18 protein-coding genes are annotated in these 14,610 nt (G+C 55.2%); 6 read left to right on the top strand and 12 right to left on the bottom strand.

The genetic code is table 11. The annotated features are described in order from the left end of the window. Positions 1 to 224: 224 nt before the first annotated feature. Positions 225 to 1,412, bottom strand: coding sequence for a porin OmpC (gene ompC, locus JO226_RS13720; protein ID WP_293593027.1), 1,188 nt, complete (start codon positions 1,410 to 1,412; stop codon positions 225 to 227). Between the two features lie 547 nt (positions 1,413 to 1,959). Here ompC and JO226_RS13715 point away from each other — a divergent pair. Genes JO226_RS13715 through JO226_RS13705 form a run of 3 tightly spaced genes read left to right on the top strand, consistent with a single transcriptional unit; the run spans position 1,960 to position 4,650 of the window. Continuing rightward, a complete protein-coding gene (locus tag JO226_RS13715) occupies positions 1,960 to 2,649 on the top strand; it encodes a phosphohydrolase (protein ID WP_293593025.1) in 690 nt (229 codons plus the stop codon). A 44-nt stretch (positions 2,650 to 2,693) separates the two neighbouring features. Then, positions 2,694 to 4,172 (top strand): DNA cytosine methyltransferase, encoded by a 1,479-nt coding sequence (locus tag JO226_RS13710; RefSeq protein ID WP_293593023.1) that lies wholly within the window; start codon positions 2,694 to 2,696, stop codon positions 4,170 to 4,172. Further along, a complete protein-coding gene (locus JO226_RS13705; RefSeq protein ID WP_293593021.1) occupies positions 4,156 to 4,650 on the top strand; it encodes a very short patch repair endonuclease in 495 nt (164 codons plus the stop codon). Before JO226_RS13710 ends, JO226_RS13705 begins: the two co-directional genes overlap by 17 nt. Here JO226_RS13705 and yedA read toward each other — a convergent pair. Continuing rightward, positions 4,625 to 5,536: a drug/metabolite exporter YedA gene (gene yedA, locus JO226_RS13700; RefSeq protein ID WP_293593020.1), complete on the bottom strand. Its 912-nt coding sequence runs from the start codon at positions 5,534 to 5,536 to the stop codon at positions 4,625 to 4,627. The genes JO226_RS13705 and yedA overlap by 26 nt on opposite strands. A 177-nt stretch (positions 5,537 to 5,713) precedes the next feature. Here yedA and JO226_RS13695 point away from each other — a divergent pair, with 177 nt between their 5' ends. Both JO226_RS13695 and dgcQ read left to right on the top strand, forming a co-directional pair. Then, positions 5,714 to 6,619: a DUF808 family protein gene (locus tag JO226_RS13695; protein ID WP_293593018.1), complete on the top strand. Its 906-nt coding sequence runs from the start codon at positions 5,714 to 5,716 to the stop codon at positions 6,617 to 6,619. Between the two features lie 29 nt (positions 6,620 to 6,648). Next, positions 6,649 to 8,343 (top strand): cellulose biosynthesis regulator diguanylate cyclase DgcQ, encoded by a 1,695-nt coding sequence (gene dgcQ / locus JO226_RS13690; protein WP_293593050.1) that lies wholly within the window; start codon positions 6,649 to 6,651, stop codon positions 8,341 to 8,343. A 216-nt stretch (positions 8,344 to 8,559) separates the two neighbouring features. Here the strand turns inward: dgcQ and yodD are convergent, their stop codons facing one another. Beyond that, on the bottom strand, positions 8,560 to 8,787 hold the full coding sequence (yodD, locus tag JO226_RS13685) for a YodD family peroxide/acid resistance protein (protein ID WP_293593016.1): 228 nt from the start codon (positions 8,785 to 8,787) through the stop codon (positions 8,560 to 8,562). Between the two features lie 115 nt (positions 8,788 to 8,902). On the opposite strand from yodD, the gene dsrB reads away from it, so the two are divergent. After that, on the top strand, positions 8,903 to 9,091 hold the full coding sequence (gene dsrB, locus JO226_RS13680) for a protein DsrB (RefSeq protein WP_293593014.1): 189 nt from the start codon (positions 8,903 to 8,905) through the stop codon (positions 9,089 to 9,091). A gap of 45 nt (positions 9,092 to 9,136) precedes the next feature. Here the strand turns inward: dsrB and rcsA are convergent, their stop codons facing one another. The 9 genes from rcsA to JO226_RS13635 form a co-directional block, all read right to left on the bottom strand. After that, the gene (rcsA, locus tag JO226_RS13675; protein ID WP_293593012.1) at positions 9,137 to 9,760 is read right to left on the bottom strand and encodes a transcriptional regulator RcsA; all 624 of its coding nucleotides are present in this window, start codon (positions 9,758 to 9,760) and stop codon (positions 9,137 to 9,139) included. A 273-nt stretch (positions 9,761 to 10,033) separates the two neighbouring features. Then, on the bottom strand, positions 10,034 to 10,828 hold the full coding sequence (fliR, locus tag JO226_RS13670) for a flagellar biosynthetic protein FliR (RefSeq protein ID WP_293593010.1): 795 nt from the start codon (positions 10,826 to 10,828) through the stop codon (positions 10,034 to 10,036). Positions 10,829 to 10,834: 6 nt separating this feature from the next. Continuing rightward, on the bottom strand, positions 10,835 to 11,104 hold the full coding sequence (gene fliQ / locus JO226_RS13665) for a flagellar biosynthesis protein FliQ (RefSeq protein WP_293593008.1): 270 nt from the start codon (positions 11,102 to 11,104) through the stop codon (positions 10,835 to 10,837). An 11-nt stretch (positions 11,105 to 11,115) separates the two neighbouring features. Then, the gene (gene fliP / locus JO226_RS13660) at positions 11,116 to 11,853 is read right to left on the bottom strand and encodes a flagellar type III secretion system pore protein FliP (RefSeq protein WP_293593006.1); all 738 of its coding nucleotides are present in this window, start codon (positions 11,851 to 11,853) and stop codon (positions 11,116 to 11,118) included. Then, positions 11,853 to 12,230, bottom strand: coding sequence for a flagellar biosynthetic protein FliO (gene fliO, locus JO226_RS13655; protein WP_293593004.1), 378 nt, complete (start codon positions 12,228 to 12,230; stop codon positions 11,853 to 11,855). Before fliO ends, fliP begins: the two co-directional genes overlap by 1 nt. Position 12,231: 1 nt before the next feature. Beyond that, a complete protein-coding gene (gene fliN / locus JO226_RS13650; RefSeq protein WP_293593002.1) occupies positions 12,232 to 12,642 on the bottom strand; it encodes a flagellar motor switch protein FliN in 411 nt (136 codons plus the stop codon). Beyond that, positions 12,639 to 13,643: a flagellar motor switch protein FliM gene (fliM, locus tag JO226_RS13645; protein WP_293593000.1), complete on the bottom strand. Its 1,005-nt coding sequence runs from the start codon at positions 13,641 to 13,643 to the stop codon at positions 12,639 to 12,641. Before fliM ends, fliN begins: the two co-directional genes overlap by 4 nt. A gap of 4 nt (positions 13,644 to 13,647) precedes the next feature. Continuing rightward, entirely contained in the window at positions 13,648 to 14,115 is a 468-nt protein-coding gene (fliL, locus tag JO226_RS13640; RefSeq protein ID WP_293592998.1) for a flagellar basal body-associated protein FliL, read from the bottom strand. Positions 14,116 to 14,234: 119 nt separating this feature from the next. Beyond that, on the bottom strand, positions 14,235 to 14,610 hold a 376-nt coding region (locus tag JO226_RS13635; protein WP_293592996.1), incomplete at its 5' end, for a flagellar hook-length control protein FliK.

Genomic DNA, 14,610 nt, shown 5'->3' with positions numbered 1-14,610 from the left:
AAAAATAGCTTTTAGATTAATCTGTTTTTGTGGTTTGGCTACTCATTAAACACATCGCAATATAATATATATTGCGCTGCCATTAATATAGAATATATCATCGTTGATATAAGTTGTTATAAATTCTGACCTGCGAATACCATGGTGCATGGGAGCCTGGATATTTTTCTCCACAAAATAAAAAAGGCCCGCACGTGGCAGGCCCTGGTTCGGTCTCGACAGCGTTAGAACTGGTAGGTCAAACCAATACCCACAACGTCATCGGTAGAGATGCCGTTTGCTTCGTAGAAGCTTGCATCGTTATCCAGCATGTTGATTTTGTAATCCACATAGGTGGAGAAATTCTTGTTGAAGTAGTAGTAGGCACCCACATCAATGTAGTTCACCAGATCCTGATCGGTCAGGTAGGAACCCTTGCTGTTGTAGTGTACGCCGACATCAACGCCTTTAGAATAGACCCATGCCAGAGACGGACGCAGACCAAAGTCGAACTGATACTGCGCGACGGCTTCAAAGTTTTGCGTTTTGTTGGCAATACCGTTGTCACCGAACGGAGTCATATTGCGGGTTTCTGCATACATCATCGCCAGATAGACGTTGTTGGCGTCATATTTCGCGCCAACAGTCCAGACATCGGCCTTATCGCCACCAGCGCTTACGCTGCCATTTTTACCGTTGCCGTAGGTATTGATAACCCCGCGGGAAAGGACCTGATCGTTAGTACGATCGGAAGATGCGTAAGCGGCACCAACGCTAAAGCCCTGCATGGCAGGTACGGCGCTACTGAAGTCGAAGGTGGTGGACATACTGAAGCCGTCGCCGTTCTGGAAGCGAACGCTGTCGTGTCCGTTTTTGGTGCCTTCCTGATTGTTGGAACCACTTTCGTTGGCGCCCTGGTACTGCAACGCAACGTTCCAGCCGTCAACCAGGCCGAAGAAATCGGTATTACGGTATGTTGCCACGCCGTTGGTACGGCCCACCATAAAGTTGTCGGTCCAGGTGTAGGAATCACCACCGAACACCGGCAGCATATCGGTCCAGCCTTCAATGTCGTAGACGGTACCGTAGTTACGTCCGTAGTCGAAGGAGCCATAGTTGGCATACTTCAGACCGGCGAATGCCAGGCGGTTAAAGGAATTGGAACCTGCGCTTTCAGTATCGTTAGCGTAGGTTTTGTATTCCCACTGACCGTAACCGGTCAAATCGCTGGTGATCTGTGTTTCACCCTTGAAGCCGATCTGCACATAGGTTTCATCGCCGTCATCGCCAGGGTGATCGGAGAAGGTGTGACGGGCATCGACCTTACCGTACAGGTCAACTTTGTTACCGTCTTTATTATACATTTCCGCCGCATTTGCCGCGCCCGCAACCAGCAGTGCAGGCACAATAATAGCCAGTACTTTTCTTTTCATTATATATTCCCTTTGTGTAATGGATACTGTGAATATTTGTAATTCCATCCGAACTACCATCAGAATACTAGCGGTGAAGTTCATTTTAATTTAAGAAATAAATGTAAATAAATTATTTAAAATATTTCTAATTATTTCATAATTGATTATATATATTTCAGGCTTATTGGATTTGATGAGTCATTCATCTGATTGATTTGTATTGATTTTTATGATGCATGGATAGCATAGCAGTGTTTGCTTTATGAATATAAGAGGCTATTTGAATGGGTGGGTGATAATGAATGTTTCAGGGTGATGAATGCAAAAAAAACCTGGCGTGAGCCAGGTGAAAACAACCTTGGAAGAAACAAGTGAAATATAAAATAACAGAAGGTTTATTCGCCGATGATACTGTCACGCCATGATGCTAAAATAAAGTACGGATAAATACTTTTGTAAAAATAATAAGAAATACGAGTGAATGATGCGATCCCCGGAGTCATCATGAGCATGACACAAAAATGGGTTATGCTGCAGAGCCAGGAAAAACACGAAAGGCGTCGGCATGACACTGGATAACTGGCAGCAACGTTTTGAACACTGGATGCAGCAACATCACACCAATGATGATGCTGCACATGATCTCTCTCACTTTCGCCGCGTATGGGCGACCGCCTGCAAGCTGGCTCACGGGAGCGAGGCCGACCGATTGGTCATCCTTACTGCCTGTTATTTTCACGATATCGTCAGCCTGGCGAAAAATCACCCACAGCGGCACCTCTCCTCAAGGCTGGCCGCAGAGAAAACGCTGACAATCTTGCAGGATGATTTCCCGGATTTTCCCGTTCAGGCGTATCCTGCGGTGGTCCATGCCATTGAGGCTCACAGCTTCAGTGCCGGGATCCCGGCGCAGACCCTGGAAGCCAGGATTGTCCAGGATGCCGACCGCCTTGAAGCACTCGGCGCAATTGGCCTGGCGCGCGTATTTGCCGTGGCTGGCGCGCTAAACGTCGCGCTTTTCGACAGCGACGATCCCTTCGCCGACCGCCGCGAGCTGGATGATAAACGTTTCGCCCTCGACCACTTCCAGTGCAAGCTGCTGCGCCTGCCGCACACCATGCAAACGGAAAAGGGCAGGGCGCTGGCGGAGCATAATGCGCGCTATCTGGTGGACTTTATGGCGAAAATTTCCGCAGAGCTCAAGGGCGAGCCGCAGCAGTTCGACGAGGCGGTGATCCGCCGTTTTTCTCCCTGATGTGAGCGGCTGCAGGGGTTTTGTCCCTGAGAACAGGCACCGGGATGTTTTTATGGTACTCTCAGGAATATTTGTCCGGTCCGGTTATTGAAATGCAGCAAAACCCTTCTCGTACCACACAGTCCTCGCAGACGTTCGAGCAACCCACGCCCGAGCCGCTGGCGTTGCTCACGCAGCTACAGGGCATTTATGACGTTAAAACCCTGGTGGCGTGGCTGAATGCCGTCGGCGAGCAGCACTGGAGCCCGGCGATTCTGAAACGTGCGGTCGATACCGGTAAAATCGTCACCCGGGCAAGCGAAAACGAACTGGCTCACTTGCAGTCGCTGCTGCCGACTCCGCCAGCGCACCATCCGGACTATGCATTCCGCTTTATCGATCTTTTTGCCGGTATCGGCGGCATTCGCCACGGGTTTGAAGCCATTGGCGGGCAGTGCGTGTTCACCAGCGAATGGAACAAGCACGCGGTGCGAACGTATCAAGCGAACTGGTACTGCAGCCCGCAGGACCACCAGTTTAATGACGATATCCGTAGCGTCACCCTGAGCCATCAGGCAGGCGTGACCGACAGCGAAGCGGCGGAGCACATCCGCAAGATCATCCCCCAGCACGACGTGCTGCTGGCAGGCTTTCCCTGCCAGCCATTTTCGCTGGCGGGTGTTTCCAAAAAGAACGCCCTTGGCCGCGCCCATGGCTTTGCCTGCGACACTCAGGGCACGTTGTTTTTCGACGTTGCCCGCATTATTGATGCCTGCCGCCCGGCGATCTTCGTGCTGGAGAATGTCAAAAACCTCAAAAGCCATGACGGCGGCAAAACGTTCCGCATCATCATGCAAACCCTCGACGCCCTGGGCTATGATGTGGCTGACGCCGCCGAGATGGGGGCCGACGACCCGAAAATCATCGACGGTCGGCACTTTTTGCCGCAGCACCGTGAACGTATCGTGCTGGTCGGTTTTCGCCGGGACCTGAACCTGCAGCAGGGGTTTTCCCTGCGCGCGCTGCCGGAACTTTATCCGTCGCGGCGGCCGACCTTTGGCGAACTGCTGGAACCCACCGTCGATGCAAAATTTATTTTGACGCCGGTGCTGTGGAAATACCTTTATCGTTACGCGAAAAAACATCAGGCCCGGGGGAACGGGTTTGGTTATGGCCTCGTCGACCCCACCAACCCCGACAGCGTCGCTCGTACGCTCTCGGCGCGCTACTACAAAGACGGCGCGGAGATTCTGGTCGATCGCGGTTGGGATAAAGCGTTAGGCGAGCGGGATTTCGACGATCCGGGCAATCAGCTGCGTCGTCCGCGTCGGCTGACGCCGCGCGAGTGCGCGCGATTGATGGGCTTCGAAGCGCCGCAGGGCTATCAGTTCCGGATTCCGGTTTCCGACACCCAGGCCTATCGCCAGTTTGGCAATTCGGTGGTTGTGCCTGCGTTTGCGGCGGTGGCGAAGCTGTTGCGCTCGCGTATTCTGCAGGCTGTCGCGCTGCGCGGCGGAGAGAAGCGTCATGGCGGACGTTCATAACAAGGCGACGCGCAGTAAAAACATGCGGGCGATCGGCACGCATGATACCGCGATAGAAAAACGGCTGGCGGCGCTGCTTACCGGACTCGGTTTCTCTTTCACCGTACAGGAGGCCAGCCTGCCGGGTCGTCCCGATTTTGCGCTGGCCGATTACCGCTGCGTTATCTTCACCCACGGCTGTTTCTGGCACCGCCATCACTGCTATCTTTTTAAGGTTCCGGCGACGCGAACCGAATTCTGGCTGGATAAAATAGGTAAGAACGCGCAGCGGGATGCCCGCGATATCGCCGCGCTTGCCGCCGACGGCTGGCGGGTGCTGGTGGTGTGGGAGTGCGCCCTGCGCGGGCGGCTTAAGCTGTCGGACGATGCGTTAGCGGAACGGCTGGAAGAGTGGATCTGCGGCGAGGGCGCCAGCGCGCAGATCGACACTCAGGGCATTACCCCGTTAATAATTACTCCTCAGACGGGCACGGCTTAGCCGTCCCGCGGACCGGGAACAGCGTTTTCCCCAGGGTGACCAGCACCACGGCGAAAATAATGACGCCCAGCGCCAGCCACTCGACGCTGGAGAGCGATTCGCCGCCGAAACTGGTGCCGAGCAGTACCGCCACGACGGGATTGACGTAGGCGTAGCTGGTGGCAACCGCCGGGGAGACGTTGCGAATCAGAAACATATAGGCATTAATGGCAATCAGCGAGCCAAAAATCGCCAGGTAGCCGACCGCCAGAAAACCCGACATTGTCGGCCACTGCGTCAGACGCTCGCCGGACAGCAGCGAAGCGCACATCAACACGACCCCAGCCGCCAGCATCTCGACCGCCCCGGCCATCATGCCCGTCGGCAGTTCAATGCGTGAGCCGTAGACCGAGCCAAACGCCCAACTGATGGAGCCGATTAATATCAGCAGCGCGCCCCAGGGGTTGCCGCTGAGGTTGCCGCCGCTGTTGAGCAGAATAATTCCCGCCAGACCGATGGCGATGCCTAGCCACTCCAGCTTGCGGGTGGTAATGCCAAAGACGCGGCTAAAGCAGAGCGTAAACAGCGGGACAGTCGCGACCATCACCGCCGCAATACCCGAGGGAACGTGCTGGTGCTCAGCGATCGTCACAAAACCGTTGCCCACCGCCAGCAGCAGCACCCCGATCAGGCAGGCGTTCAGCAGCGGTCGACGTGCTGGCAGCTTATGGCCGGTCAGCAGCAAAAAGCCCATCAGCAAAATGCCCGCAGAGAGGAATCTGACCCCCGCCATCATCATCGGCGGCCAACTGGCTACGCCAATGCTGATGGCGAAATAGGTCGATCCCCAGATAATATAAAGTGCAAACAGCGCTCCAATGAGCGGTAACAATTGTCTGACGCGCATACGTCCTCATGGCAAAATAAAAAGGGCGCATATAGTTAACGGTAAAACTATCCGTCTGGCGAGTGCTTTAATTGGGGGCTTTAACGCGATTTGAGTTGACATGCGGTGGCTGTGGCATGCGCTGTGTTTTATTGCATACTCAGTGGTATACCGACAATTTTTGTAAGGAATGCGATTTTGGCAGGAAGTAGTCTTTTAACCCTTCTCGATGATATTGCCACGCTGTTGGATGATATCTCGGTGATGGGGAAGCTGGCGGCAAAGAAAACGGCGGGCGTGCTGGGGGATGACTTGTCGCTCAATGCGCAGCAGGTCTCCGGTGTGCGCGCCAACCGGGAGCTGCCAGTCGTCTGGAGCGTAGCGAAAGGCGCCTTTATGAATAAGGTGATCCTTGTTCCGCTGGCGCTGCTTATCAGCGCATTTATTCCCTGGGCGATTACGCCGTTGCTGATGCTGGGCGGGGCGTTTCTGTGCTTCGAAGGGGTAGAAAAAGTGCTGCACAGCCTGCAGGCGCGCAAGCATCAGGAAGATCCGCAAGCGCGTCAACAGCGGCTTGAGGCGTTGGCGAGCCAGGATCCCACGGCGTTTGAGCGCGATAAAATTAAAGGCGCTATCCGTACCGATTTTATCCTGTCGGCGGAAATCGTGGCCATTACGCTTGGCGTGGTGGCGGCGGCGCCGTTAGTGAATCAGATTATCATTTTGTCCGGTATTGCTATCCTGGTGACCGTTGGCGTCTACGGTCTGGTCGGCGTGATCGTCAAGCTCGACGACATGGGGTACTGGCTGGTGGAAAAACGTAGCTCGCTGGCGCAGGCGGTCGGTAAGGGGTTGTTGTTTATTGCGCCCTGGTTGATGAAGGTGCTGTCGGTTGTCGGCACGCTGGCGATGTTTCTGGTTGGCGGCGGGATCGTGGTACACGGGATACCGGCGCTGCACCATGCCATTGAGGCTGTCGCTGTCGGGTCCGCGGTGTCGTGGTGGCTCCCGACGCTGCTTACCCTGATACTTGGTTTTATCATCGGCGCCGCCGTGGTGGCGCTGGTGAAGGCGGTATCGCGGGTGCGTGGTGCCGTCCATTAAAAAACGTCTGGCTGTGGGCAATGCCGCGGATGGTCTTTATGATGAAGCTGGATAGCCGCCGGTGGCTAAATACGCTCAGTTTGCGCAATAACCCCGTCCGGGTCGTGAGTCTGTGTTTTTCTGCGGTGCTGGTCTTCTCCACGCAGCTGGCCTGGCGTGAAGTCGCGGTGCTGGAGGAAGCGTATACCTCCAGCCAGCGCAACAGCCTTGAAAACGTCGCCAATAAAATGGATGCGCAGTTGCAGGCAAACCTGGACGGCCTGACGTTCTACCGCAACAGCATACAGGAGGCGTTACAGACGCCGCTGGCCTTTAGCGGGCTGCGCGATGCGGTCGGGACGTTCGTGCAAAAACGCCAACAACCCCAGTGGGCAATCTCCCTTGATAACCGCCGGATGCTGCCCGTTTACGGCGTCTCTGATGATTTCATCGCGCAAACCGCGCTGCTGTCGCGTAATAATCCCAAACTGAGCAACGAGCTGACGGCCACGCTTGAGGTCGGCTACCTCCTGCGGTTATCCGCGACCGTCAGACATGTCGCCCAGCGGGTGCTGTATGTCTCGCGTGGGGGCTTTTTTCTGACAAACCCACCACCAGCCGACCTTAACAACACCATAGAGCAGTACTACGCGCTGGTGACCAGCCCATGGTTTACCAGCCAGACGCAGCGCAACAACCCAGGCCGCGGTTTTCTCTGGCAGCCCCATGCGCCGGACAGCGACGTGCGAAGCGTCGTGGTTTCTCTGCCGGTGGATGACGAGCATTACTGGTACGGTGTACTGGCGATGGAGTTTTCGCTGTCGCAAATTAAGCGCTACCTGGCGACGGCGTCGGAGGGGGAAAAAGAGGGCGAATACCGGCTGTACGATCTGCGGATGAACCCGATAACCTCGCTGTTGACCGACGGCGTGATCGCGACATCGCTGACAGAGCCGGACAAAGCGCAGATTGCCCATGCGTTTGAGCAGGATACCCGCGGCGGTCTGCGTCTGGACACCCGCTATATCAGCTGGCAAAAGCTGCAAAATTTCGATGGCGTGCTTATCCGCGTGCATCACCTGCAGGAAGGTCTTCGCGGCGAATACGGCAGTCTTTCGCTGGCGCTGGGCGCGCTGTGGATCCTCTTTACGTCCATGCTTATTCTGGCTTGGGTGGTTATCTACCGGATGGTCAATAACATGACGGCCCTGCAAAAGTCGCTACAGTGGCAGGCGTGGTACGACGGTCTGACGCGCCTGTTCAATCGCGGTACCCTTTTTGACAGGGCAAATGTGGCGATGCGGGCGTGTCGGGCGCAACAGAAGCCCATCGCCGTGATTCAAATGGATCTCGACTATTTTAAAAACATTAACGACCGCTTTGGCCATCAGGCAGGCGATCGGGTACTGGTGCATACCGCCGGAATTATCAGTAGCCGAATCGGCAACGCGGGCCTGGCCGGGCGCGTGGGCGGTGAAGAGTTTTGCATTGTGCTCCCCGGGGCGACGAAAGAAGCGGCTCGTCTTATCGCAGAGCGTATCCGCGAGCGCATCAATAGCCGGGAGTTGTTGCTGGGCAAGGGCGTTATGCTGCCTGTCAGCGCCTCGTTTGGTGTCAGCGGCAGCGATGAAAGCGGCCAGTATGATGTGGAGTTTCTGCAGTCGGTGGCGGATAAACGTTTGTATCTGGCGAAACAGAGCGGGCGCAATCGCGTTTGCTGTAGCGATCCGTCGCCAGCGGAGTGAAAAACAGGGGGCGAAGAGCGGTTCTCTTACCGTAATGGCAATGAGCAGGCAACCCCCCTGAATTTATCCATAAGTTTGGCTAATAATTCTTGTCATGCAAAAAAATTGCGGATACTGTCTTACCCGCATCAGATTTTCTGGTGTAACGAATTTACAAGTGCTTCTTGCTCCGGCAAGTTTCTGCCCGGCCCTGATGGACCGGGCTTTTTCTTGTCATCAGCGGCCAATCTCCGACACGCTGAAGTCGTGAATATCCAGTTCGAACGCGTCCGCCAGGTCACGCCAGGTATGGTAATCGCGACCGTCGACGCTGACATGTTGCAGATCGTCGCCTGCGCGTCGGACCTCGCTTTCGCTGATTTCATTTATCGCCGCCAGCAAGGCATCAACATCGACATTGACCTCGCGTTTGGCAGTGTCGCTGTACTCTTTGGCAGGTTTCATCAGTGGTACCTCTCTGTGTTACCCTTTTAAGTATAGATCCAGTTGATTTACAGGGCGCTGTCACGCTGGCGCTTTTGTTCTACACTGGCTGAAGTAAAAGACAGGAGACAGGTGTATGCAGGTAAACGATCGTGTAACGGTCAAAACGGATGGTGGACCGCGTCGCCCCGGCGTCGTGCTGGCGATAGAACAGTTCAATGAAGGGACGATGTATCTGGTGTCGCTGGAAGATTATCCGATGGGCATCTGGTTCTTTAATGAGAAAGGGCACCCCGACGGAATCTTTGTCGAAAAAATCGAATAACATTTATGCACACTGGCAATGTCATTTTGCCAGTGTGCTTGCTCGTCAGCGCATGTTCACGTAAATACCGGTCGTCACATTATCCGTCAGACGCACAACATGATATATGACTTGCTTATTATGAGTTTTTATCTTCTTTTTAATATTACCTTTATGTGATGATACCGTCTTTGCCTTAATATTCATCTGGTCGGATATTTGAATCGTGTCCTGTCCAGACATCCACATCCGCAGCATGCTGGATTCCGTGCGACTTAACGACAACGTCGGGATGTTAATGTTGCTGACGTTGTCGCTCTCTTTTTGCAGATAATCAGCTAGCAGATCGTCCAGTGATTGCGGGGTAATCGATTTTGAGCTAATTAACAGATTTTTCCTAACCAGCAAATACTCATCAAAATGGATGTTCGCTATCGCCATAAATACAATAAACAGTGTCCTGGGATGTTGATTAATGATCTGCTTGATATGCTGACTGCTCTGTGCGTCGTGGATAAAGCAGTCTTCATTAATGAACACAACAGACGGATGCTGAGTTTCGCAGGCGTTCTCCAGCCCGCTCACACTGTCGACATCACCGATATCACGCTTTTTTATCCCCCGGCTTGTCAGGTACCCGGTTAATCCTAGCCGGGTGTAACTGCATATATCCATAATAATCGTTGACATGGCATACCCTCACTCAATGCGTAACGATAATTAGCTCTTGTCCGATAACCCTCGATTAACAGGAAATCCAAAAATAAATTTATCAAGAACTAACAATCAAGCGTCCATAACTATCCAGTAAAGTTATGTATAATTTGCCAGGAATCTTCTCAAAGTAAAGTGAATGTTATGTAATGTGAAGTGCATAAAAACAATTAGTCCGCGCCAGATATATCCTGGTAAATGTTTTTCGATTCTTATTTTGGGAATTTCCTTAGATTAACACTGCAAGTATTAAGGAGAAGCGACTTTCGGCAACTCGCTGATAATATCCGCTAAAAGATCGAATATCTCGCTGAATAAATGCTCGCAAAACGGTGCAATAAGCGGCATCAGCGCCGCCATCAAAATAAGGCCGACGGTGAGGGTGATCGGGAAGCCAATAACGAAAATCGACAGCTGCGGCGCCATGCGGTTAAGCATGCCCAGCGCCAGGTTGATGGTCAGCAGCAGGGTGATAACCGGCAGCGCCAGCATCAGCCCGTTGAGAAAGATAAGCCCGCCTGCGCGCGACAGGGCAAGGAACGCGTTGCCGTTCAGCGGTAAGCCGCCGACCGGCAGAGTGTGGAAGGTGTCCACCAGCATGGAGATGAGCCACAGGTGGCCATTAAAGACCAGAAACAACAGCATCGCCAGCATATCCATAATGCGGGCCAACACCGGCATATTCAGGTTGCTGCCGGGGTCCACGAAGGTGGCAAACGAGAGCCCCATCTGCAGGCCGATGATTTCGCCTGCGGTGCGTACCGCCGCAAACGCCAACTGCATGGTAAAGCCCAGGGCGATACCGATGAGGATCTGCTGTATCGCCAGCCACAGCGCATTGGGGGAAAACAGCGTGACGTCGGTTGGCGGCAGCGTGGGGGCGATAATCACGGTAATGATAAAACCAAGGCCGAGCTTCACCCGCTTCGGTACCGTTTTTTCACTGAGGACAGGCGCAGTGGAGACCAGCGCTAACACGCGAAGCAGCGGCCAAAAATAGAGGCTCAGCCAGTGCAGCCATTGATCGCTGGTGAGGTGCAGCATCGGCGCTTATCCGATGATATAGGGCAAATTGCTGAACAGCGTGCGCACGTAATCGAGCAGCATATTCAGCATCCATGGCCCGGCGATAATAATGGCCACGAACACGGCGATAATCTTCGGAATGAACGACAGCGTCATTTCGTTAATCTGCGTTGCGGCCTGCAGGATGCTGATGATAAGACCGGTTATCAGTGCGACCAGCAGCAGAGGGGCGGCGAGGGCAAGGGCGACTTTCATCGCCTCGGTGCCCAGCATCATGACCGATTCAGGCGTCATTGCGCGGTTCCTTAACTGTAAAAGCTCTGCGCCAGCGAACCGACCAGCAGCTGCCAGCCGTCCACCAGCACAAAGAGCATAAGCTTAAAGGGCAGCGCAATGGTTGCCGGAGGCACCATCATCATCCCCAACGCCATCAGTACGCTGGCGATAACCAGGTCGATAATCAAAAACGGGATGAAGATAGTAAAGCCAATCTGGAATGCGGTTTTTAGCTCGCTGGTCACGTAAGCGGGCAGCAGGATGCGCATGGGTACGGCTTCCGGCCCCTGAATCGGTTCGCTGTGGGATAAGCGGGCGAACAGCGCGAGATCGGCCTCGCGGGTCTGGCGCAGCATAAACTCACGCAGCGGCTGCGCCCCTTTGTCGATGGCCTGTTCGAGGGTGATTTTATTGTCGTTAAACGGCTGGTAAGCATCGGTATAAATTTTATCGATAACCGGCGACATAATAAAAAAGGTCAAAAACAGCGCCAGTCCCAGCAGTACCTGGTTGGGCGGCGCGGAGGCTGTCCCCAGCGCGCTGCGCAGCAGGCCAAACACGATGATGATGCGGGTGAAGCTGGTCATCATCAGCAAAATGGCTGGCAGGAAGGTCAGCGAGGTGATGAACACCAGCGTCTGCACCGGCAGCGACCAGCTCTGGCCGCCGCCCGGCAGCGGCTGGCTGACCAGGCCCGGCAACTGGGCGAACGCGGCGGGCGACAGCAGCAGCAGGGCAACAAGCGAAAGGGAAAACAAACGGCGCATCAGGATCTCCCGGAACGCTTGATAACGGATTTCATCAGGGACGTAAAGTCAGGGACGGGCGCGTGTGGCGCCTCGGTTTCCGCAGGCGCTGGCGGCAACGTGTGCAGGAGAGACACCTGGCTTGCGGTCACCCCAAGCACCAGGCGAGCATCTTCAACGTCAACAATCACCACCCGCTCACGCTGGCCGATCGCGGTACTGGCGCTGACCTTCAGACCGCGCGTTCCCGCAGGTTTTACGCCGCCCAGACCAAAACGTTTGGCAAGCCAGGCGGCGGCGAAGATCAGCAGAATCACGCCCAGCAGCGCGCCGCTGACGTCCAGCAGCGGCGAACCCGGCATTGGCGTCGGTTGGACGACGGCTGTCTGCGTTTTCATGTTAGCGGCTCAGGCGACGCATACGTTCGGACGGCGTAATGATATCGGTGATGCGCACGCCGTATTTATCGGCGACCACCACGACTTCGCCCTGGGCTATCAGGTAGCCGTTAATCAGAATGTCCAGCGGTTCGCCCGCGAGACCGTCAAGCGAAACCACGGAACCCTGTGTCAGGCGCAGCAGCTCTTTGATGGTCATCCGCGTGCGGCCAAGTTCAACGGTCAGCTTGACCGGAATATCCATGATTAAATCGATATCCTGCAGCGTACCGCTGACGTCGCCGCCGCCCAGTTGCTGGAAGACCGCCTCGGCGGCGCTTTTGCTGCCAGTCGTTTTCTGTTCGTTTAACGCCTCAGCCCACAGATCGTCCATCGCTCCGTTTTCATCGGACGGATTATTCATATCACTCATTTGGGCTGTTCCTCATTCAGCGAGTTCAAAATCGGGTTGATTAGATGCTCTACGCGCAGTGCGTATTGACCGTTCAGGGTGCCATACTGGCTGGTCAACACCGGTACGCCATCCACGTGGGCAATAATGCGATCCGGTTTATCAATCGGTAACACATCGCCGGGCTGTAGCTTCAGGATCTGCGACAGGCGCAGGGAGATATCGGCAAAGTTTGCCACCAGCTCAAGCTCAGAGTGCTGGACCTGGCGTACCAGGTTTTCGCGCCAGTTCTGGTCTTCGCTGCGGGAGTTTTCCAGCGGTGGGTTCACCAGCACTTCACGCAGGGGTTCAATCATGCTGAACGGCAGGCAGATGTTGAACTCGCCGGTCAGGTTGCCAATTTCGACGTGGAAGGGCGTATTGACCACAATGTCGTTGGGCGAGGTGGTGATGTTAGTAAACTTCACCTGCATCTCGGAACGGACATACTCCACTTCCAGCGGGTTAATTGCTTTCCAGGCGTCGCTATAGGCTTCCAGCGCCAGCTTCAGCATGCGGTTGATGACGCGCTGCTCGGTATGGGTAAATTCGCGGCCTTCCACTTTGGTCGGAAAGCGACCGTCGCCGCCAAACAGGTTATCCACGGCAATAAACACCAGGCTCGGTGAAAACACGAACAGTCCGGTACCGCGCAGCGGCTTCAGGTGGATAAGGTTAAGGTTGGTCGGCACCGGAAGGTTACGGGCAAACTCATGGTACGGCTGAATACGGATAGCGCCGACGGTGATATCCGGGCTGCGTCGCAGCAGGTTAAACAGCCCCATACGGAACTGGCGCGCGAAACGCTCATTGATAATCTCCAGCGCCTGCAGGCGCTCACGCACCACCCGACGCTGGGTATTAGGATCGTACGGACGAATGTCGGTGTCGCCGCCGGCACCCGCCTGAGGTTCGTCGCTCTGCTCGCTGTCGCCGTTGAGCAGGGCGTCGATTTCGGCCTGAGAAAGAATACTGTCGCCCATGGAATTACCGCAAAATGAAAGCTGTGTACAGAACGTCAGTCACCTGTTGGCCAGGTTGACCTGTCACCAGCGGCGGCGCCAGCGTGGCTTTAATGGCGTCCACCAGCTTTTGTTTTCCGGTATCGGTCGCCAGCTGCGCGGCGTCCTGACGGGAGAACAGCAGCAGCAGGCGGCTGCGGACTTCCGGCAGATACTCGTTAAGACGTGTCCGGGTGGCTTCATCCTTAAGACGCAGCGTAATGCCGATATACAGCACGCGATCGGCGTCGCCCAGGTTTACCGTGAACGTGTCCAGCGCCCAGAATACCGGGGCAGGTGGCGGCGGCGCTTCTTTTGGCGCACTGGCGGAAGGCTGTTGCTGCATGCGCCAGTAGCTGTAACCCGCGGTGGCGCAGGCGGCGAGCGTCACCAGCACCAGCAGCGGGATCCAGATTGAACGCTTGCTTTTCTTTGTGATCGCGGAGTCTGTCATCTGATACGGCTTTCCTGTTTTCGGTATCGCTGTTTCGGTACAGCTTATCGGATGATTATCCCGTCTTAGGTGCTGGTCAAAGCGTGGAAAAGACGGGGATTATCATGCTACCTCTGGCGTTAGGCGAAGATGTCGACGACGCCATTGCCGCGCGAGGCCGACTGCAACGAGGCCGGAACGTTTAACGCCTCTTCATCATCGGCATTAAATGCGCCGCCTTCAGCGGAACGGTGAGATGGCTGCTGGCCGAAGGCGGAGGACTGCTGCTGCTGACCGGCAAAGCCGTCGCCGCTGATGTTGCTCTGCGCGAGCTGAATACCGTTATCGGCCAGTTGGGTGCGCAGTACCGGCAGCGCGGCTTCCAGCGCGGCGCGGACGTGGCTGTGCGGTGATACCATCTGCAGCTGCGCCTGGTTGTCATCCAGCTTCAGCGTGATGTTCACCTGACCCAGATGTTCCGGGTGCAGCTTCAGTTCAGCGGTCTGCTGGCCCTGG

It is taken from the genome of Pluralibacter sp. (assembly GCF_019237635.1).
In the GTDB taxonomy this organism is placed as follows: domain Bacteria; phylum Pseudomonadota; class Gammaproteobacteria; order Enterobacterales; family Enterobacteriaceae; genus Enterobacter_B.
The sequence above is the reverse complement of the archived record's forward strand: the minus strand, read 5'-3'. Positions and strand labels throughout refer to the sequence as shown.